The organism is Acinetobacter sp. YH01008 (assembly GCF_013420435.1).
In the GTDB taxonomy this organism is placed as follows: Bacteria; Pseudomonadota; Gammaproteobacteria; order Pseudomonadales; family Moraxellaceae; genus Acinetobacter; species Acinetobacter pseudolwoffii.
This window is the reverse complement of record NZ_VOYD01000001.1, coordinates 148,714-168,131: the sequence shown is the minus strand read 5'-3', so window position 1 is coordinate 168,131 and position 19,418 is coordinate 148,714. Positions and strand designations below refer to the sequence as shown.

Here is a 19,418-nt window from a genome sequence, read left to right as displayed (position 1 = left end):
CTCTCTTATAAAGTCATGCTGATCAGTTAAAGAATTTAAAAATAGACGCTTTAACTGCTTAGTCGTTCATGATGGAGTCTTAAGGTTTTAAATCAAATATTTTCAATATCATTTGTTACTTTGATTTCATTCAAATGAGCAGCGGAACTTCGCAAGGAAGGCATCTTGCAGTCATATTCCTCACCGCAAAACTCGTCAGCCACCCTCGACTCGTAAATTTGTCATGGAGACCATCATTTTTTAAATCTTGCGGTGCAATACACCCCATGCCTCAAACAGTTGCGGATGACTTTTCCACCTATCACATATAATCCTCAATTTAAAAAAGAAAATGCCAGTCAATTGGTTAACTGACTGGCATTAGTCTTATGAAGATGTTTTTAAATCACCGCTTAACTCTGTGCAGTCTTTTTATAAATACTGCATGAAGGATGATGATTCTCTTGCAAACGCGCGACTTTACGCTGTTCGGCTGCTTCAAAACGGCAACGTTTCCAGTCATTGTCCAGGTTCAAAGCCGGAATCTGTTTCGGTTTGCCATTTTCATCTACGGCTACCATAGTGAAATAACAGCTATTGGTATGGCGTACCGTTCTTTTTTGAATATTCTGCGCTTCTACACGAATCCCGATTTCCATCGAGGTGCGACCAACATGGTTGACACTGGCCAAGAAAGTTACCAGCTCACCCACATGAATTGGTTCCTTAAAGTTTACCTTGTCTACCGATAAGGTCACGACATAACTGCCCGAATAGCGACTCGCACATGCATACGCCACCTGATCCAGTAATTTCAGAATGGTTCCACCATGAACATTTCCTGAAAAATTTGCCATATCTGGCGTCATGAGAACTGACATCGTTAACTCTGACTGGTCATCTGACACTGCTGCAATTTGATCTAAAGGGGCCATCGTTTTCTTTGAACTCTTTGAATGACAAGGTTATCGCTTATTATTATAGCGTTTTTAACATGAATAAAATGTTCAATTCGGCAAATGAAGCATCATAATTATTGATATAGAAACTGCACTCATACAGAAAAAAATATATTTAACAGATCTCAAGGCTCAGCAAGAAGCTAAGTTCCAAACAAATAAACACTTATTGATCCAAAGCATCTGCTTACTCAGCTCAAGTTTTTTTCGGGCCGCTCTCATTTTGCAAAAAATAATTCAAGATGTTGGATAAATCATTACTGATTTAGCGCATGAGTGGTTTTAACATTTCCTGGGCGACATTTTCATAGCTGAGAATTTGCTGACCATCCAGTGTGGTAGTGACCGTGAAAGAACCATCTTGATGTGCAGCTGTCACTGTAAAAATATAGTGTTCAAATTGCGCCAACTTGACCTGATGTCCAATTTTAATCTGATTCATTGTCGTTACATCTATTCATTAATCTTTCAAAGCACATTCTGTCATGAACAATATTTAAATATTTGATCAACTTAAGTATAGGAATAATAATATTAAAATTTCGACTTAGAAAAGCAACACTTATTCCAAAAAAAATATAATTTATAATTCAACAACTTATAGTCAAAATAAAGCTTATCTCTCCTGAAAATTCTGGCCAATTCATATGCAGAAACAATGATTTAATCTTTTATAACGATCAGCCAGTGTTAAGATCAGAATCTGGAAAGCATAGGGATGCAATAGCTTTGCCTACCTGGTTCGATCTCATAAAAAATGAACAAAAAAATTTAACCGCAATATGCTTTAGGGCTGCTGCTGTTCCTGAGCCACAAAGAGCGGAATATGATGGCCGCGAGCATAATTATATTTTTGATAAGCGAGAGAAATATCCATCAGTTTTAACTGTGCAGCATCAATGCCGGCCTGCATGGTTAATTCTCTGCCACGTACATCAAAGATATGTCCTTTTTCCCGTAAATCGGGCTGGATCACCACATCGGCATGCTTTAATTCTTCTTGTGCCAAGTGTTGCTGCATAATATTAATATTCTGGTTAAACAGTCCCCAGACATTACTGGTTTCCGTATGAATAGGCTGTGCCAGAATATCAACCGCAATCACAATATCTGCTCCCAGCTCACGTGCCACATTCACCGGTACCGGGCTGACCAGCCCGCCATCGACATATTCTTTTTCTTCAATTATTGTTGGAATAAACATACTCGGAATCGACACTGAAGCACGTACTGCCTGTCCAGTATTGCCATAATTAAAAACGACTTTCTTGCCTTCTTTTAGTGCTGTGGCCACCACAAACATCGGGATTTTCATGGCTTCTAGTGGAGTTTGATCGACTTGTAAATTGACATAGTCTTCTACTTTTTTGCCATCAAAAAAACCTTTTCGATCCAGTTTGATATCGCGTACATCGGTTGCTCGCATGCTCAAGGCAATATTGCGCAGCTCAATCGCCGGTTTACCACTGGCATAAATAGATCCGACGATGCTGCCCGCACTGGTTCCAACAATAAAATCCGGACGAATACCGGCCTGTTCCAGTACTTCGAGCGCACCGATATGTGCATAGCCACGTGCGCCACCACTGCCTAAAACGAGAGCAATGACCGGACGCTGTTCAGTTTGCTTGATCTTTTCAAAATCAATTTGATTCGGACGTGCCTGAGCTTCTCCACGTTGCGCAGCGGGTTGTAGATGATTGGTAGCCGACTGGACTGTCATCGGTGTGGTTTGACAACCACTCAGGCCGAATGCACCCAGTACCACAATACTCAACACATATTTCTGCATGTAGAGAATGTCCTCATTAACTTAAAGCAGCATAGTGTATAAACACCTGCTTAAATAATCTGTAGAATTTCGTAAAATTGTCATACAGTTCGGGTAGTTTGTCTTCATTTTCCCCTTCATGCTATGTCAGTCATTTCACTGTACCGGATTTTTCTGATTTTCCTGCAACTGGGCTGTATTTCATTTGGCGGGCCAGCCGCACATCTGGTATTTTTTCACCGCAAATTTGTGATGCAACTACAATGGCTCAATGATACCCAATACAGTCAACTGGTGGCTTTGGCGCAGCTTTTACCGGGTCCGAGCAGTAGTCAGGTGGGTTTGTCTATCGGATATCTGCAACGTGGTTATCTAGGTGCATTGATGGCATGGCTGGGATTCACCCTGCCCTCGATCATACTCATGACTGGTGTCGCGCTACTGGGTCAACACTATGTTCATATTCTAAACTCAAATAGCTTTCATACCATTCAGCTCATTGTATTTTCTGTTATTGCCTGGGCATTCTGGCAGATGCTGCAAGGCTGCTGTAAAACGGCCTGGCAATATGCAGTCCTGCTGCTGTCTGTCATATTATTGACGGTAATTTCGGTGAGTTATAACCAGATTCTCGTCATCATCCTCGGTGCAATTTGTGGAATGTTGATGGGATATTCTTCCAGATTAAATCCGAACAAGCCCAAAGACAGTGACAGTACTGAAATCAGCTCGCCTTATCTGCAATCTGCTGCTGCACCCTACTGGCTGCTGGCATTTATCTTGCCATTTTTGCTGCTGCCCCTAGCGGATAAACTATCGAATGGGTCGGGCCTACAATTCCTGAGTGATTTTTATCAGACCGGTTCGCTGGTTTTTGGTGGTGGTCATGTGATTTTGCCCTTACTCCATCAGGATTTTGTCGCGACTGGCATAGTGAATGCGCAATCTTTTGATCTTGGCTATGCATTTGCCCAGCTCATGCCCGGGCCACTATTCAGTTTTGCTAGTTATATTGGCGCTGTGCTGCCGTGGACGCCCTATCTCTGGCTGAATGTACTTTTAGCGACCTGTGCAATCTTTTTACCCTCATTTTTTCTGATCTTTGCCACCTTGCCCTACTGGTCATGGCTGCTGCAGCAACGGCTGATTCATCAGGCCGTGATGGGAATTAATGCAGCGGTAGTGGGTTTGTTACTGGCTTTGCTCCTGAATCTGTCACAACGTTATTTTAACAGTATCTCCGACCTGCTGTTCGTTGTGGTAATGATTGCTTTACTCCGTTCAAAATTACCAGTCTGGTGCAGCCTGATTCTGGGTTTTATCCTTTATCAAAGTTATTTGAATTTCTTTTAAAATACTCCAGCCATAAAAAAGCCCTGAACGATCAGGGCTTTTTGCTTTGCAGGGTTACCAGATATCAGATTTGACCTTGTCTTTAAACTTAGGATGATTATCCAGTTTAAACTCAGGTTCTTTCACGCCACGCTTCAACTGACCGGTATAGTCTTTGAGTAGCATGAGCAAGAATGGCATCAGCAACAGAATCGCAATCAAGTTAATACTTGCCATGATGCCCATAAACAGGTCTGCCATATTCCAGATCAATGGCACACTGGCGACAGAACCGAAATAGACCATGATCAACACAAAAATCCGGAAGATCAGCATGACCCGGCGATTGTTATTAATGAACTGAACGTTTCCTTCGGCATAGGCATAGTTACCAATAATCGAAGAATAGGCAAATAGGAACAGGATCAAGGCCAAGAAATCATCACCCCAGGCACCAATCTGGCTTTCCAGCGCCATCTGAGTCAGGGTCACGCCTTCAAAACCGGCATTTTCATACAGGCCCGAGACCAGAATAATAATCGCAGTACATGAACACACCACAAAAGTGTCTACAAATACCCCGAGCATTTGTACCAGACCCTGATTGACCGGATGCTTCACATCAGAGGCTGCGGCAGCGTTCGGTGCTGAACCCATCCCGGCTTCGTTAGAGAACAGACCGCGTTTGATCCCCATCATCATGGCCATAGAGATCATGGCACCAAAGAAACCACCCGCGGCAGCTTCAAACTCAAAGGCTTTACTGAAAATCAGCTGAAAAATGGAGGGCAAGACATCGTAGTTGATCACGGCAATATACAAGGCCACCGCCAGATAAAGCACGGCCATAAAAGGCACAAAGCTTTCAGCGACTTTCGCAATCCGTTTAATCCCGCCAAAAATAATCATAGCCGTGATTAGAACCAGGAACAGACCGACCCATGATATTTCCAGATTCAATCCACCTAAGGGCAGCAGCAGGTTCGCCTGATCCCAGCCCCAGGCATGCGAGGTTGCGCCGCTAATTGCATTGGCCTGAACCGCATTAAATACAAAACCATAAGTCGTGATTAATGCAATCGCAAAGACAATCCCGAGCCATTTCTGTTTCAGGCCTTGAGTAATGTAATACGCGGGGCCACCACGGAATTGCTGGTTTTTGTTATCTCGCACTTTGAACAACTGTGCCAAAGAGGATTCCACCAAAGCAGAGCTCATACCTAGAAATGCAGTAACCCACATCCAGAACACGGCACCAGGGCCACCAATTGCAATCGCAATGGCAACACCCGCGACATTGCCCACCCCGACCCGGCTTGCCAATCCGGTAACAAAAGCCTGAAACGGGGTAATCCCGTGTGTATCCTGAACCTTGCCACGGCTATTTTTCATGACTTTCATGCTGTGCCAGAACAAACGAATTTGTACTGCACCGGTCATGATCGTATAGAAAATACCGACTGCGACCAGAAACACCACTAGAAAGTCCCATAAAGGGCCATTCAGGGCATTAATCCAGCCGAGTAAGGTTTCATTTAACTGATCATTCATGTCACATCCTTATGAGCCTATGACTCATCGTATCAGGCATAAAAATTATGCAAAAAACTTCAAAATCATCTGAATAACAGTAGCATTGATTAAGTCAACGAAGAACGCCCCACATAATGGAACGATCAGGAAGGCCTTATGCGACGCACCATACATATTGGTAATCGCCTGCATATTGGCAACCGCTGTTGGAGTTGCACCCATACCGAAACCACAATGACCTGCTGCAAGTACCGCAGCATCATAGTTCTTGCCCATCAGGCGGAAAGTTACAAAACCGGCATACAAAGCCATGGTGATGGTCTGTGCACCCAGAATTACCATCAGTGGTCCTGCAAGGTCAGCCAATTGCCATAATTTCAATGATAACAATGCCATCGCCAAGTACAGCGACAATGAAGCATTACCGAACACATCAATCGCACGATCGAAAATCTGAACTTTGAAAATACCTTCCAGTACATTACGCAGGATGACACCACCCGCCAATGCCCACACGAATGTTGGCAGTTCAAATGCAGTACCTTTACTGAAACCCGTCATAAACTCTGCAAAAGCCAAACAGCCTGCAAATAGACCCAAAGTCGTGATTGCATTATCTGCGGTAATTAAACGCACCTGATGCGGATATTCAAATGGAATATATTCGGTCGAGTTGATATCCATTGGCGTGCTATCACGCTTTTCGATTTGTTGATCCGTACGTGCAATTGCGAGATTATGACGGTTAATCAGCAATTTTGCTAAAGGACCACCAATAATCCCACCGATAATCAGACCAAAAGTAGCACTGGCCATCCCCAGTGCAAGCGCCCCCTGAATGCCATGTTCAACCTCAAAAATCTCGCCCCATGCACCTGCAGTACCATGACCACCGGTTAAGGTAATTGAACCTGCAATCAGGCCAATCAATGGGTCAATACCGAGCAAGGTGGCCAGACTCATGCCGACTGCATTTTGCAAAATAATGAAAGCCGAAACAGCAAACAGGAAAATAACCAGACCGACACCGCCTTCACGCAACTTGGAAAAGTTGGCACTCAGACCAATCGAGGCAAAGAAAATCAGCATAAAACTGGTTTGTAATTCTGCACTGGTGGTGATGCTATATCCCCACAGTGCATGCACCAGCAACGAGATAATTGCAGCGACTAAACCGCCTGCGACCGGCTCAGGAATATTGTAGCGCTTTAAAAAATCGATTTTATTAACCAGGAATCGGCCGAGTAACAAAACAATAACTGCGGCAATCAAGGTATAAAATGCGTTAAAAGTAAAATCCATAATTTCTTGCCCAAGATAATGTTGATTTTTTATCATTCTAAAAGTGATGCAGAGATACCGAGCTTTAGATCTCTCATCGATTTCGACCTAAAATATTCTGATCTCATCTAATGCTTTTAAAATAACAAAATGATCCACCATCTCTTTCAAACTTATGAATATCATCATCACGATCATATTCAACAAATGAGAGATTTATAAAAGCCAAAATACAGCTTTGATTCAAGCTCTATTGCTGTCAATGAATGGTATAAGCATACAAATTTAACAGGAGAGTCAGATCTATAAGACTGTGTTCTACTTCTCAAAAAACACCAAGGTTTAGTGAGCGCTTTTAACCTGACTAGCTTAATTCAAGCCACTTGGAATAGCGTTATTTAAAATAAATCTTGTGCATGCCGACCTTGAATTTTCCCAAAGCGCATGGATTAAGATGAAAAGCTGCATATTATGCTGTTTCTTTGTATAAAGTTTTATTGTTTTTTATTAAGAATAGTTAATCAATCTATAAAAAATAATTATTAGTCCAAGGTTTTTAGATGAGGGTCAAACTCTCTAGTTATCGAAAAAAAATATTAATCTCTTACTTAAAACTTTATCAAACCAAGAAATTTCAATGAAATTAACATGGTTTTCTATCCCAATCCACTTCATCTGTGCAGGCAATTAGTATGTTCAAATGGTTCAAGCATCCGAGTTTTAAGCTAATTTTTAATTTCATCAAAGCTTTTTAACCAATGTCCTGACTATTTGACTGAGGCTATTTAAAACATCAAGCTAGATATCAATCTTTTGTTTCACTGATAAATACTTTTTCCATTCGGGCAGGGATTAAATTTTTCTGTCCACCCTACTGTTTGTTTAGTTTATAGTCATTCAAAACTTCATATGGATATTCGATTGGACATCAAAATGGATCAAAAACTTGTTCATGCTGTAGATCAAACGATCACCTCTCGCCATTCGGTGCGCGCTTTTTTAAATACGCCGGTCAGTACAGACATCTTGAAACAGATTTTAACTGTGGCCAGCCGCGCACCTTCGGGCACCAATACCCAACCTTGGAAAGTCTATGTTGTGACAGGTAAAAAACGCGATGAACTGGTAGAACGCGTCTGTCAGGCCCAAATGCAAATCTATGCCAATCCCGAGCTGGCGGAACAATACCAAGAAACCTTTGCCTATTATCCTGAACAATGGCTCTCGCCGTTTATTGAACGTCGTCGTGAAAATGGTTGGGGCTTATATGGTTTGCTGAATATTCAAAAAGGCGAAAAAGAAAAAATGGCACGGCAGCAGCTGCGTAATTTTGAATTATTTGATGCACCGGTGGGACTGTTTTTTACCGTACATCGCTCTTTGGCCATTGGTTCGAAAATGGATATTTCGATGATGATCCAGAATGTCATGATTGCAGCAAAAGCCCGCGGTCTGGACACTTGCCCGCAGGCCGCCTGGAATCATTTCCATCCCATCGTACTCGATCTGGTCGGTGCACCTGAACATGAAGAACTGGTCTGTGGCATGGCCTTGGGCTATGCCGATCCAGAGCAGATCATTAACAGCTTTATTACGCCGCGTGTCCCGGTAGAAGAATTCGCTGTATTTATTGATGAGTGATGCAAGCAGGGCTAAGCCAACTTGCTTAGCCCTCTGCTCAATCCAGCATTTTTAATATATTAGAGAACGCCCAGCATCTATGCATTTTTCAAGATTGGCATCTTGATTTTAAAAATCGCCCAAGCGGAAATACCTACAAAAACCAGCATGATCAATGCCATATTTAATAAGGCATGCCAGATCAGAAAATTCAGTAATACACCGCCCAATAAGCCACAGACAAATTGCATACTGCCCATAATCGCACTGGCGGTTCCCGCCCGCTCGCCCTGTTTAGCCATTGCTAAAGCCATGGCATTCGGACCAGTAAACCCAAGGGCTGCCACCACAATAAACATGCCTAACAACACCCAGAGCACAGAATCGACATCCAGACAGCCCAGCAAGATTAACCCTAATACACCGGCAAACTGCAGACAGGTGCCGATTTTCAAGCGCTGTAATATCGAGAATCGCCCAGCCAGACGTTTATTCAAGGTCGAAAACAGCATGATCCCGAAGGCATTAGCACCAAAGGCATAAGCAAACTGCTGCTCAGTCAGCTGATAACGATCCATCAGAATGGTAGAAGAAGCACTGATATAACAGAACATCACTGCACCGGAAAAACAGCCAGCATAGAGCAGGCGTCGAAAGCTTGGATCCTGAAAAATAGTACGGTACAAACTTAATACCTGCTGGAAGTTCAGCTTGAGACGACGTTCTGGCTCCAGAGTTTCTTTAAATAGAAAATGTACACAGGCCAGACTCAACAGACCGCAGCCCATCAGCACCAAAAAAATCACATTCCATTCATAAAACATCAACACCCAGGCCCCCAGACTCGGCGCGAGAATGGGTGCAATCGCGGTCACAATCATCATGCTGGCAAAAGCCTGAGCTGCTGAATGCATATCCAGACGATCACGAATGGCCGCACGGGCCATGACCACCCCGACACAACCACCCAAGGCCTGCAGAATCCGTGCAGCGATCAGACTCCATTCATCCTGTGCAAACACACACAGCAGACTTGCCACAATGTATAAACACAGCCCAAAATACAGCGGTGGTTTACGCCCAATCCGGTCACTGATCGGCCCATAAATCAGTTGCCCCACAGCCAGACCGAAGAAGTAAGCTGGCAAGCTATTCGAGACCATTTGGGTACTGACGCCAAAATCTGCTGCCATCGCCGGCAAGGCAGAAAGATACATATCAATGGATAAAGGTCCGAGCGCACTCAGTGCCGCTAGCAAAACAATCCAGGACATGGCATAAGGTGGTTGTACGATTTTATTCGATGGCATAAGCATGAAGATTTAAAGCGCTAATATGCAGACAAATTAACACAGTGCATAGTATGATTTAGCTTGAAATGAAATTTTATAAACCTACTATTTTTCATTGGCATATTCAGATTCATCTGTAAGACTGCAGTATAAAGGACGACTTTTGAAATCTTGGCTCACTCGTCTCAAGCAAACCACCTATAATACGACCTTGATGTATAACCTGCGTATGATGACGGCATTTGCAGGTACCGCCTTTGTTCCCTATTTTATGGGGCAACAATTGATGACGATTCCCCTGACTTTAGGTGTGGTCGCAGCCGGTTTAAGCGATATTGATGACCGCTTTTCGGTGCGTATTCTCAATCTCCTGTATACCTACATGGGTTTCTTTATTACTGCGGTTGGCGTTTATCTGCTCTATCCTTATCCGCCGCTGTTCGCCTTGGCCTTGATTGTTTCTTGTATTGGCCTGATTCTGCTTGGCTCCCTTGGCAGGCGCTATGCCACAATTTCTTATGGCTGTCTGGTGGTTTCCGTCTATGCCATGCTGGGTGTCGAACTGTTCGATGAATGGTATAAGCAGGCCGGCTTGCTGGTCATCGGTGCGATGTGGTACGGCATTCTGTCGACGCTCAGCTTCCTGGTCTTCCCTGCCCGGTTGGCACAAGACAAGCTTGCCACCTCTTATGCTTCGCTTGGTGACTTTTTATATGCCAAGTCCAATCTGTTTGATGTGGACATGACCCCGACCAGTTATCAGCAGAGCATGATTGATCTTTCTCTTGAAAATGGCAAACTGATTGCCATTTTTAACGAAATGAAAACGGCGCTCTTGACCCGTCTAAAAGGCGACCGTGGGCAAAAAGATACCCGTCGCAGTCTGCAATATTATTTTGTGGCGCAGGATATTCATGAACGTGCCGATTCAGCCCATATTGATTATCAGAAACTGGCCAAGATTTTCCAGCACAGCGACATCCTGTTCCGCTTTCAGCGCATCATGTCGATTCAGGGCAAAGCCTGCAAGGACCTGAGTGAAAGTTTGCTGCTGCGCAAGCCTTATGTACATAACAAACGCTTCAAGCATGCTTTTGACAATCTTCGGCTGTCTCTGGAGAAATTACGTCAGGATCAGCATTATGATCAGGTCTGGATTAATGCTTTATTTTCACTATTTCAGAACCTGAAATCGATTGATGCCCAGTTACGTAACCTGGAAACCGAGCAAAGTATCAAAGCCGAGCGTTTTAAACATATTGAAAACCAGCTCAGAGATGATGACCTGAAAGGCTGGGACGACATCAAGGTTCGAATTAAACAGCATCTCACTCCAGAATCGGTGCTGTTCCGGCATGCCATCCGCCTGTCGATTGTGCTGCTGATCAGCTATATCTTTGTACAGGTCAGCAATATTGAATATGGTTACTGGATTTTATTAACTGCACTGTTTGTCAGCCAGCCAAACTTTAACGCCACCAAGCGGCGTTTACGTCTGCGGATTGTCGGTACCTTGGTCGGTATTATTTTCGGTTATGCCATTTTATATTTTGTACCTTCTGTCGAAGGACAATTATTACTGCTGGTGTTCAGCGGGATCTTGTTCTTTGAATTGCGTAGTAAACAGTATGCCCAAGCCACGGCCTTTATCACGATTCTTGCCTTGATCAACTTCAATCTGGATGGTATGGGCTTTGCTGCGGCTATCCCGCGGATGATTGATACCCTGATTGGCTGTGCCATTGCCTGGTTCGGGGTCAGCTTTATTTTCCCGGACTGGAAGTTCAGACGTTTGCCGCGCAGTATCAAACGCAGCTTGCAGGCAGAAGCGGACTATTTAAGTGAAGTGATCGAGCAATATAAATCGGGGCGTAATAATGGCCTGAAATATCGGATTGTGCGCCGTGCTGCCCACAATACCGATGCAGAGGTGGCTTCACTCATTTCGACCCTGGCCACTGAACCGGATATTGATCCGGTACAAAAATCGCTGGCCTTTGAGTTCCTGTGTCTGAACCATACTTTTATCAGTTATATCGCCGCGCTGGGTGCGCACCGGGGAAGAATTGAGGATCAGGACATTCTGAATTTACTGGATAATGCATTAGAGAACATTCGCGGTGCATTATTACGAGACGAAACGCCCGATTTCAGGGCGCAAAATATGATTGTCCATATTCGTCAGCGCCTGTCACATGATCAGGAACAAGATCAGAAATCTCTGATCATTTTGCAGCAGCTGTCTTTAATGTTCAGTATTTTAAACCAGTTGAGCCAATTGAAACAAAGTTTGAGTCATGAGCGTGATGAACAGGCAACAGAACTCGGTTCATTATAATTTGGATGATTTTGGAACAATATACTCACTGAATTGGTACAATTAATGCTAAACTTTTTACAGTTTTAAATCTGCTAGTTTCACTATGACCGCGAAAAATTTATACGCTTATACCCTACAGCCTGTGAACTATGAAATTTCAGAAGCCGAGCAGCGTCATGCTCAGCTGGTGATCTGGCGTAGTACCAATAAAATTGGCATGAAAGCATGGCTGATCATGGGTGCTGTTGTTGCACTTTCTATTCTGGGCCTTCTGCTTCTCAAGAACTATTCAACCGTGTTCTGCTGGGTGGCGATTGCCTGTGTGGTGTTGTATTACCTGATCCGTACCTTTGGTCTGGAATGGTATGTTAAACGCAAGATGAATGAATTTCCGGTACAGGAAATCAAAGGTGTTCGTCTGGGCGTACAACCGCACGGTATCATCATGCGTCAGAAAATGGGCATGCAGGAAGGTGTGGGTGCGATCAGCTGGAAAGACATTTATGAATGGTACAACACACCAGAATTCATGTTGGTCAATTTCAAGGTAAAAGGCCAGCAAGGTGCTTATATCCTGCCTAAACGTCTGGACAGCAAAAACTTTTCTTTTAACACGATTCGTAAGCATCTAGAAGCAGAAGTTGGCGCAGCCAAACAAATCTAAACTTGTACACGTTTCAACAAAAAACCTCCTGCCCCGGCATGGAGGTTTTTTTAATCCTAAAACAATAAATGATAATGAGAATAAATATTATCCTCAACATCTATAATTCAGTATTAAAGTTCAGTTATAATTTGGCCACTTTTATAAAGCTCACCCTTAATCTGACGACCATGTTTAAAAAAACATTTTTCCAAATCCACTGGTTTCTGGGGATTACAGCAGGTTTAATCCTCTCTTTGATGGGCGTCACTGGCGCAATTTATTCCTATGAACAACAAATCTTAAAATGGATAAATAACGACAGTTATACGGTTCAGGTTCAGCAAGGTGACAAACTTACGCCTGCTCAGCTGTATCAGCATTTTCAAAATACCACTCCAGAGATGAAGATTAACAGTATTAGCGTGGCACAAGATCCAAGTGCTTCAAGTACTGTAAATATTGCCAAAGAGGGAGCACGGCGTGGTCATAACATCCTGATCAATCCCTATACTGCCGAAGTTTTGCCTGAAATTAAGGGTCGGGAATTTTTCCAGTTTATTCAGCAACTGCATCGTAATTTAACGGTTGGCCCGGTCGGCAAACAGATTACCGGTGCTTGTACTTTAATGCTGATCTTTTTCGTCTTGTCCGGTCTTTACCTGCGCTGGCCAAAGCGTCATTCGATCAAGCAATGGTTCTTTGTAAAACCCAAGCTGAAAGGCCGTAATTTTATCTGGGATCTGCATGCTGTTGTGGGAACCTGGGTGGTGATTTTCTACCTGATTCTGGCTTGTACCGGCCTGTACTGGTCCTATGACTGGTGGCGTAGCGGGATGTTTAAAGTTCTCGGCGTTGAACGTCCACAGCCTACCATGCAAGCCAATGCGGGCAATAATCGTGGTGAAGGACGTCAAGGTGGCGAACGCGGCCCACGTGGTGAAGGACGCGAAGAAGGCATGAATCCAGAACAGATTAGCCGCGCGCTAGATTTGAGCTGGACTGGCTTTAATACTGAATTTTCAGATAAATATTCCACAGTAACCTTTAATCTTCCCAAAAAACCCGACGGCAGCATGCAGCTCAGCTTTGTCGATCCGGTTGCCCAACATGAACGTGCGCGGAACAGTGCCACTTATAATTACCAGACAGCCGAATTTACAGAAGTTGAGCTCTATGAAGATAAAAAGCTCAATGAAAAGATCATGAGCAGCATGTTACCGGTGCATCGTGGCAGCTTCTTCGGCCCGATCTACCAGTTCTTTGCCATGGTCGCAGCCTTGTTAATGCCATTATTCTTTGTGACAGGCTGGATGCTGTATCTGAAACGTCGTAAACAGAAGCGCTTAACGCTGGCAGCGCGTCAGGGTGTCACTCCAGTTGACTTAGATGAAAATGCCAAACCTTGGCTGATTGCTTATGCATCACAAACAGGTGTCTCAGAACAACTGGCTTGGCGTACAGCAACTGCCCTGCAGGAAGCGCGTCAGCCAGCAACAGTAAAAGCGGTACAACAACTGACGCTTGCCGATTTACAGCAAACCGAGCAGGTATTATTTGTTGCCAGTACTTATGGCACAGGTGAAGCACCTGATCTGGCCTCTTCTTTTGAGAAAAAAATCCTGTCCGGCAAAGCTGATCTGCGGCATTTAAATTATGCGGTGTTGGCGCTCGGTTCTCAAGAATATCCGGATAGCTATTGCAGTTTTGGTCACCGTATTGACCAGTGGTTGCAGCAAAATGGTGCCCAGCAGTTATTCACTACCATTGAAGTGGATAATGCCAATAATGAGCACATCCAGCAATGGAATACTGCACTGGCACAAGTAACTCGCCTTGAACTGCAAGCCATGGGTATCGATAAAACCTTTGATCAGTGGACACTGACTCAACGTGAAATCCTCAATCCAGGTAGTCTGGGTGCTCCTGCCTTTAATATCGAACTGATTCCTGAGCATGAAGCAATCTGGCAAGCAGGTGATATTGCCGAGATTCAGCCAGCTAACAGTCCGGAACGTATTCAGGCATTTATGCAACAACACAATATTGCTGCCGGCACACAAGTGCCTTCTATGCAGCAAAGCATTGAGCGCGCGCTTTGGGATCGTGATCTGACTCAGGCTGAACCTTTTGATTCAATGGATCAGCTCCTCAAGCAATTACCGGCTTTGGCATCACGTGAATACTCGATTGCCAGCATTCCAAGTCAGCAAGTCCTGCGTCTGGTGGTACGTCAGCAAGCTGATGCGAATGGAAATCTAGGTCTGGGTTCAGGCTGGTTAACCCAGCATGCCGCACTCAATGCACCGATTGCGCTACGCATTCGCAGCAACGAATCGTTCCACCTGATTGATGATAACCGTCCGATCATTTGTATTGGGAATGGTACCGGTATTGCTGGTTTAATGAGTCTGCTCAGCTCCCGTAACCGTCAGGAATACACCCAAAACTGGCTGATCTTCGGTGAACGTCAGCGTGAACATGATTTCTTCTTTGCAGAAACCATTCAGGCCTGGTTGCAAATGGGAACCCTGAAACGGCTGGATCTTGCGTTCTCTCGTGACCAGCAGGAAAAAGTCTATGTGCATCATAAATTACGGGAACAGGCTGAAGAGCTGAAAACCTGGGTTGCCCAAGGCGCAGTGATTTATGTCTGTGGTAGCATCAATGGCATGGCCAGTGATGTCGATCAGGCCCTGACCGAGATACTTGGTGAAACGCTGCTCGATCAATTACGTCTGGATGGCCGTTATCGCCGTGATGTATATTAAGATGAACTGATATACTAAAAACCGGGCGCAATAGCCCGGTTTTTGAAAATACAAAAGTAATAATAAAAATATGAATAAGAAAAAAGGAAACTTGGATGCTCAATCAACTTAAACGAAGTCTCAGTCTGATCTTTGGCTTGATCCTCTGTATCAATAGCGTCTGGTTACTGAATCAGGACCAAAGGCATTTTGGTATCATGCTGTCTATCATCATTGGTGTGGCACTGATCCTGTATGCCCTGCTTTTTTCATCTATTCAGCGCTGGAAACAAAATTCTCGACTCAGAACATTGTTCTGGAACAGTCTCTGGGGCGGATTTTTACTCTGGATGATCAGTGTTGCGATTTTTTTCGCTTATATCCAGATGTCGATCAACTCGAATATTCCTGCACAACCGGCTACAGCGATTCTGGTATTAGGTAGTGGGATTAACCAGGGTCAACCCTCACCCATCTTAAAAAATCGTCTGGATACTGCAGCAAAATATGCAGAACAATATCCAGATACGTTGATGATTATGACCGGAGGACGAAATTTCCGGGAAAGACAAAGCGAAGCTGAAGTCATGCAACATTATATTCATACGACCTATCCGCAGCTCAAAAACCCGATTCGCGTAGAAGATCAAAGCAGAAGCACCCAACAGAACCTGCAATATTCTCAGGCGATCTTGCAACAACAGAATATTGGCCGAAATGAGCCCATTGTGATTGTGACCAATGATTTTCATAGCCCGCGTGCCCGTGCTATTGCCAGACATCAGGGCTATCAGCAAGTGATCAGTCTGAGTGCCAGCACTCCTCAGAATGCTCGCTACCATTCATGGCTACGTGAATATTTTGCGTTGATTAATGGCTGGCTGCTGAATGAATATTCACTGTTCCAATAAACAAGCTGCTTAACAACAAGAAAATTAATTTAAACGAATGTGTCTTGGCAAAGGCATATCCGGATTTTTAAAAAGTTCCGGCTTTTGCACATAGATCTGATACAGATAATTTTTGATATCCAGTAATAATTTTTCCGGTGCCACCAGAATATTCTGCCCTTCTGGCGTCAGATCAAGAGACACAATGGTACTTTCCTGACGTAAAAACGGAATCACTTTCTCTACAAAATCCTTGAGACCAATTTCCTGAATATCGTAATTCACCCAATTGTCTTTAATCAGCAGACGAGCCAGACCTTTACTGTGCCAGCAAGCAAATGCACGCTGTCCAGTAGGGGTCGCACACAAAGCCCAGCCATCCTGATAAAGCGCAAAAATGCCGGCATTCGCGACAATCGATTCAATATACTGTTTATAAAGGTGTTGGGGGTCGTATGTAGTTTGAGATTTGGTCGCTGCCTTGCGCTGATATGGATTTCTCATCGTCGTGAAACCTTCAAATTATTATAGACTTCAAATTCTATGAAATGTTCAGTGTTTAGGCAAGAAAGATATGGTGGGCGCTGACGGGATCGAACCGCCGACATTCTGCTTGTAAGGCAGACGCTCTACCAACTGAGCTAAGCGCCCTGAGAAAAACAACAGCGTTGTTTTTAATGACGCAAGACAAGGAATGTCTTGGTATATTGAACACTCAGATCTCAGGAATCCAAGCTTCTCATCTTAGGATGGCGCAGCGGACGGGGCTCGAACCCGCGACCCCCGGCGTGACAGGCCGGTATTCTAACCAACTGAACTACCGCTGCATCGTAAGAATCTGGTGGGCGCTGACGGGATCGAACCGCCGACATTCTGCTTGTAAGGCAGACGCTCTACCAACTGAGCTAAGCGCCCTGATAAAGAGTGTCAATCTTTAGTTTAATCAAATTTAAGCTCAGGGACCTAAATTTAATTTCTTTTGAAATGGCGCAGCGGACGGGGCTCGAACCCGCGACCCCCGGCGTGACAGGCCGGTATTCTAACCAACTGAACTACCGCTGCATCGCAAAAGATTATGGTGGGCGCTGACGGGATCGAACCGCCGACATTCTGCTTGTAAGGCAGACGCTCTACCAACTGAGCTAAGCGCCCTCAAAAGGTCTATCGTATAAATGGCGCAGCGGACGGGACTCGAACCCGCGACCCTCGGCGTGACAGGCCGATATTCTAACCAACTGAACTACCGCTGCATTTACACAATGTCGCTATTGTGGCAAACGAGAATCAAGATCTTAAAGTGGCGCAGCGGACGGGGCTCGAACCCGCGACCCCCGGCGTGACAGGCCGGTATTCTAACCAACTGAACTACCGCTGCAACTATAAGGTCTCAACATGAAAGAGCTTGGTGGGCGCTGACGGGATCGAACCGCCGACATTCTGCTTGTAAGGCAGACGCTCTACCAACTGAGCTAAGCGCCCTTTCTAAACGTCTATCATCGTTTGATGGGTGCATTATAGAGAATCTGCACAGCCTGTCAAACGCTTTTCGGAATGTTTTCCACTTTTTAGGTGTGAGTGATTAAAAAATAGGTTGTTTGTTAAAAAAAACAACACTTTTTGTTTATTTTTTAAGTCTCTACCGAAATTTTTTAATTTCCAAAATGAAAATCACAACAAAATTTCCTGTCTTCTCTTGCAAGATTTCAGACTCACTCAGGCAATATGCTTTAGTTCCGATCAAGAATTATACAAAGCTTTAAAATTACTCGGCGTTGTGTTCATGTAATCTTTCAACTGTCATTTATTTTTATGTGAAAAATAGCGATAAAGTTTAGCTTTAGACGATGATTCAACCCGTTTCATGCTGTAAAAATAGGATCTGGATCAGATTAATAAATGTCTTAAACTGTATTAAATCATCTCATCCCGCCCGTAAAAACAAAATCATTTTCACATGACATTAAAGATCGATTCATTATTCAGTATGCACACCCTTCAGCATTTTTGAATCTAATGCATGTTCCGAGATATACACCAAGGCATTCTCACCCACCAGGTCAAAGAGTTCAGCGACCTCCAGATTACGCATACGAATACAGCCATGAGAAAGTGGCTCTCCCATCATTTCTGTTTCTGGCGTGCCATGAATATAGATATAACGTTGATAGGTATCGCAGCCCTCGCCTTGATTAAAACCGGCTTCAAGCCCACTCAACCATAAAATACGGGTCAAGATCCAGTCACGTTGCGGAAACTCTGCTGCCAGTTCAGCATCATAAATTTCACCCGTCGCCTGACGTGCAATAAATACACTGTTTAAAGGTGCATTCTGACCAAACTTTTCAGCGATCTTGTGCCAGCCACGTGGGGTCTTGCCACTATTTTCAGTTTCACCAATGCCATTTTTACCAGTGGAAATCAGATATTGCTTGTTTAGACGTGGCAAATACAGCTTTTGTTGGGCGAGATCAATCAGGATATCTGCTTGATCCAGATGCAAGGTATTCATGACTTGTTATTCTCTGAATCTACTTTATTTAACTCTGTTTTCTTTAACTTTATCTCTGTTTTTTCAGTATGAATCGTTTCTTGATGAAGCATCACCTGATCCGGTTCAGGACGTCGCCATAACCAGATGGCCACAATCAGCATGGTGATATTGGTAAAGGCTTTTACTGCCAAGGGTGCGGTAGTAAACAGCATGATAATCCCGCTGATCAGCATCATGATACTGGCCAGCCATTTGGCCTTACGCGGTACAGTACCATGTGCCCGCCAATCTCTTAAAGTCGAGCCATATTTGGGATGGTTCAATAACCAGTTATCCATTTGTGGCCAACCTTTAGATGCCGCCCAAGCAGCCAGAATCAAAAAGACCGTTGTTGGCATACCCGGCAGGATTGCACCGATAAAGCCCAGGATCACAAACAGCACCACCAGACTCCGCCAAAACAACACTTTCATACATCAACCCTAACCGCAGAATTCAGGTAGTATAAAGCGTTTTCCGATACTGTCCGTTGTATTTCTGCACTTTTCACAGGTTGT

At 44.1% G+C, this 19,418-nt stretch carries 15 protein-coding genes and 8 tRNA genes; 6 read left to right on the top strand and 17 right to left on the bottom strand.

Going from position 1 to position 19,418, the window contains the following annotated elements:
* Positions 1-392: 392 nt before the first annotated feature.
* From FTT75_RS00815 to FTT75_RS00805, 3 genes are all read right to left on the bottom strand, one after another.
* The gene (locus tag FTT75_RS00815) at positions 393-914 is read right to left on the bottom strand and encodes an acyl-CoA thioesterase (RefSeq protein WP_004280680.1); all 522 of its coding nucleotides are present in this window, start codon (positions 912-914) and stop codon (positions 393-395) included.
* A gap of 289 nt (positions 915-1,203) precedes the next feature.
* Complete coding sequence (locus FTT75_RS00810) at positions 1,204-1,380, bottom strand: hypothetical protein (RefSeq protein ID WP_005169744.1); 177 nt, start codon at positions 1,378-1,380, stop codon at positions 1,204-1,206.
* Between the two features lie 345 nt (positions 1,381-1,725).
* Positions 1,726-2,730 carry a patatin-like phospholipase family protein gene (locus FTT75_RS00805; RefSeq protein ID WP_180185795.1) on the bottom strand — a complete coding sequence of 335 codons (1,005 nt, stop codon included), beginning with the start codon at positions 2,728-2,730 and terminating at the stop codon, positions 1,726-1,728.
* 123 nt (positions 2,731-2,853) lie between these two features.
* Between FTT75_RS00805 and chrA the strand changes: the two genes are divergently transcribed.
* Positions 2,854-4,062, top strand: coding sequence for a chromate efflux transporter (gene chrA, locus FTT75_RS00800; RefSeq protein WP_180185794.1), 1,209 nt, complete (start codon positions 2,854-2,856; stop codon positions 4,060-4,062).
* 54 nt (positions 4,063-4,116) lie between these two features.
* Here chrA and FTT75_RS00795 read toward each other — a convergent pair whose 3' ends face one another.
* Positions 4,117-5,592: a sodium:alanine symporter family protein gene (locus tag FTT75_RS00795; protein ID WP_180185793.1), complete on the bottom strand. Its 1,476-nt coding sequence runs from the start codon at positions 5,590-5,592 to the stop codon at positions 4,117-4,119.
* 45 nt (positions 5,593-5,637) lie between these two features.
* Positions 5,638-6,876 (bottom strand): sodium/glutamate symporter, encoded by a 1,239-nt coding sequence (gene gltS, locus FTT75_RS00790; RefSeq protein WP_180185792.1) that lies wholly within the window; start codon positions 6,874-6,876, stop codon positions 5,638-5,640.
* 912 nt (positions 6,877-7,788) lie between these two features.
* Between gltS and FTT75_RS00785 the strand changes: the two genes are divergently transcribed.
* Positions 7,789-8,496, top strand: a complete 708-nt coding sequence (locus FTT75_RS00785) for a nitroreductase (RefSeq protein WP_005097826.1) — start codon at positions 7,789-7,791, stop codon at positions 8,494-8,496.
* Positions 8,497-8,573: 77 nt separating this feature from the next.
* Here the strand turns inward: FTT75_RS00785 and FTT75_RS00780 are convergent, their stop codons facing one another.
* The gene (locus FTT75_RS00780) at positions 8,574-9,791 is read right to left on the bottom strand and encodes a multidrug effflux MFS transporter (RefSeq protein ID WP_180185791.1); all 1,218 of its coding nucleotides are present in this window, start codon (positions 9,789-9,791) and stop codon (positions 8,574-8,576) included.
* Between the two features lie 139 nt (positions 9,792-9,930).
* On the opposite strand from FTT75_RS00780, the gene yccS reads away from it, so the two are divergent.
* From yccS to FTT75_RS00760, 4 genes are all read left to right on the top strand, one after another.
* Positions 9,931-12,105: a YccS family putative transporter gene (yccS, locus tag FTT75_RS00775; protein WP_159138270.1), complete on the top strand. Its 2,175-nt coding sequence runs from the start codon at positions 9,931-9,933 to the stop codon at positions 12,103-12,105.
* 85 nt (positions 12,106-12,190) lie between these two features.
* A complete protein-coding gene (locus FTT75_RS00770; RefSeq protein WP_005169724.1) occupies positions 12,191-12,751 on the top strand; it encodes a YcxB family protein in 561 nt (186 codons plus the stop codon).
* 170 nt (positions 12,752-12,921) lie between these two features.
* Positions 12,922-15,501: a sulfite reductase flavoprotein subunit alpha gene (locus FTT75_RS00765; RefSeq protein ID WP_179999743.1), complete on the top strand. Its 2,580-nt coding sequence runs from the start codon at positions 12,922-12,924 to the stop codon at positions 15,499-15,501.
* 95 nt (positions 15,502-15,596) lie between these two features.
* A complete protein-coding gene (locus FTT75_RS00760) occupies positions 15,597-16,391 on the top strand; it encodes a YdcF family protein (protein WP_005097832.1) in 795 nt (264 codons plus the stop codon).
* Positions 16,392-16,415: 24 nt separating this feature from the next.
* Here the strand turns inward: FTT75_RS00760 and FTT75_RS00755 are convergent, their stop codons facing one another.
* From FTT75_RS00755 to FTT75_RS00705, 11 genes are all read right to left on the bottom strand, one after another.
* Entirely contained in the window at positions 16,416-16,874 is a 459-nt protein-coding gene (locus FTT75_RS00755; protein ID WP_005097833.1) for a DUF2750 domain-containing protein, read from the bottom strand.
* A 71-nt stretch (positions 16,875-16,945) separates the two neighbouring features.
* Positions 16,946-17,021, bottom strand: a tRNA-Val gene (locus tag FTT75_RS00750).
* A gap of 99 nt (positions 17,022-17,120) precedes the next feature.
* Positions 17,121-17,197: transfer RNA gene (locus FTT75_RS00745), tRNA-Asp, on the bottom strand.
* A gap of 12 nt (positions 17,198-17,209) precedes the next feature.
* Positions 17,210-17,285, bottom strand: a tRNA-Val gene (locus FTT75_RS00740).
* Between the two features lie 70 nt (positions 17,286-17,355).
* A tRNA-Asp gene (locus FTT75_RS00735) sits at positions 17,356-17,432 on the bottom strand.
* 14 nt (positions 17,433-17,446) lie between these two features.
* Positions 17,447-17,522 (bottom strand) — tRNA-Val (locus FTT75_RS00730).
* A 21-nt stretch (positions 17,523-17,543) separates the two neighbouring features.
* Positions 17,544-17,620 (bottom strand) — tRNA-Asp (locus tag FTT75_RS00725).
* A gap of 48 nt (positions 17,621-17,668) precedes the next feature.
* Positions 17,669-17,745: transfer RNA gene (locus FTT75_RS00720), tRNA-Asp, on the bottom strand.
* Positions 17,746-17,773: 28 nt separating this feature from the next.
* Positions 17,774-17,849: transfer RNA gene (locus FTT75_RS00715), tRNA-Val, on the bottom strand.
* Between the two features lie 496 nt (positions 17,850-18,345).
* On the bottom strand, positions 18,346-18,879 hold the full coding sequence (gene elsL, locus FTT75_RS00710) for a cell wall-recycling L,D-carboxypeptidase ElsL (protein ID WP_005097834.1): 534 nt from the start codon (positions 18,877-18,879) through the stop codon (positions 18,346-18,348).
* A complete protein-coding gene (locus tag FTT75_RS00705) occupies positions 18,876-19,334 on the bottom strand; it encodes a YbaN family protein (RefSeq protein ID WP_100355569.1) in 459 nt (152 codons plus the stop codon). The genes elsL and FTT75_RS00705 overlap by 4 nt, the downstream gene beginning before the upstream one ends.
* Positions 19,335-19,418: the final 84 nt, after the last annotated feature.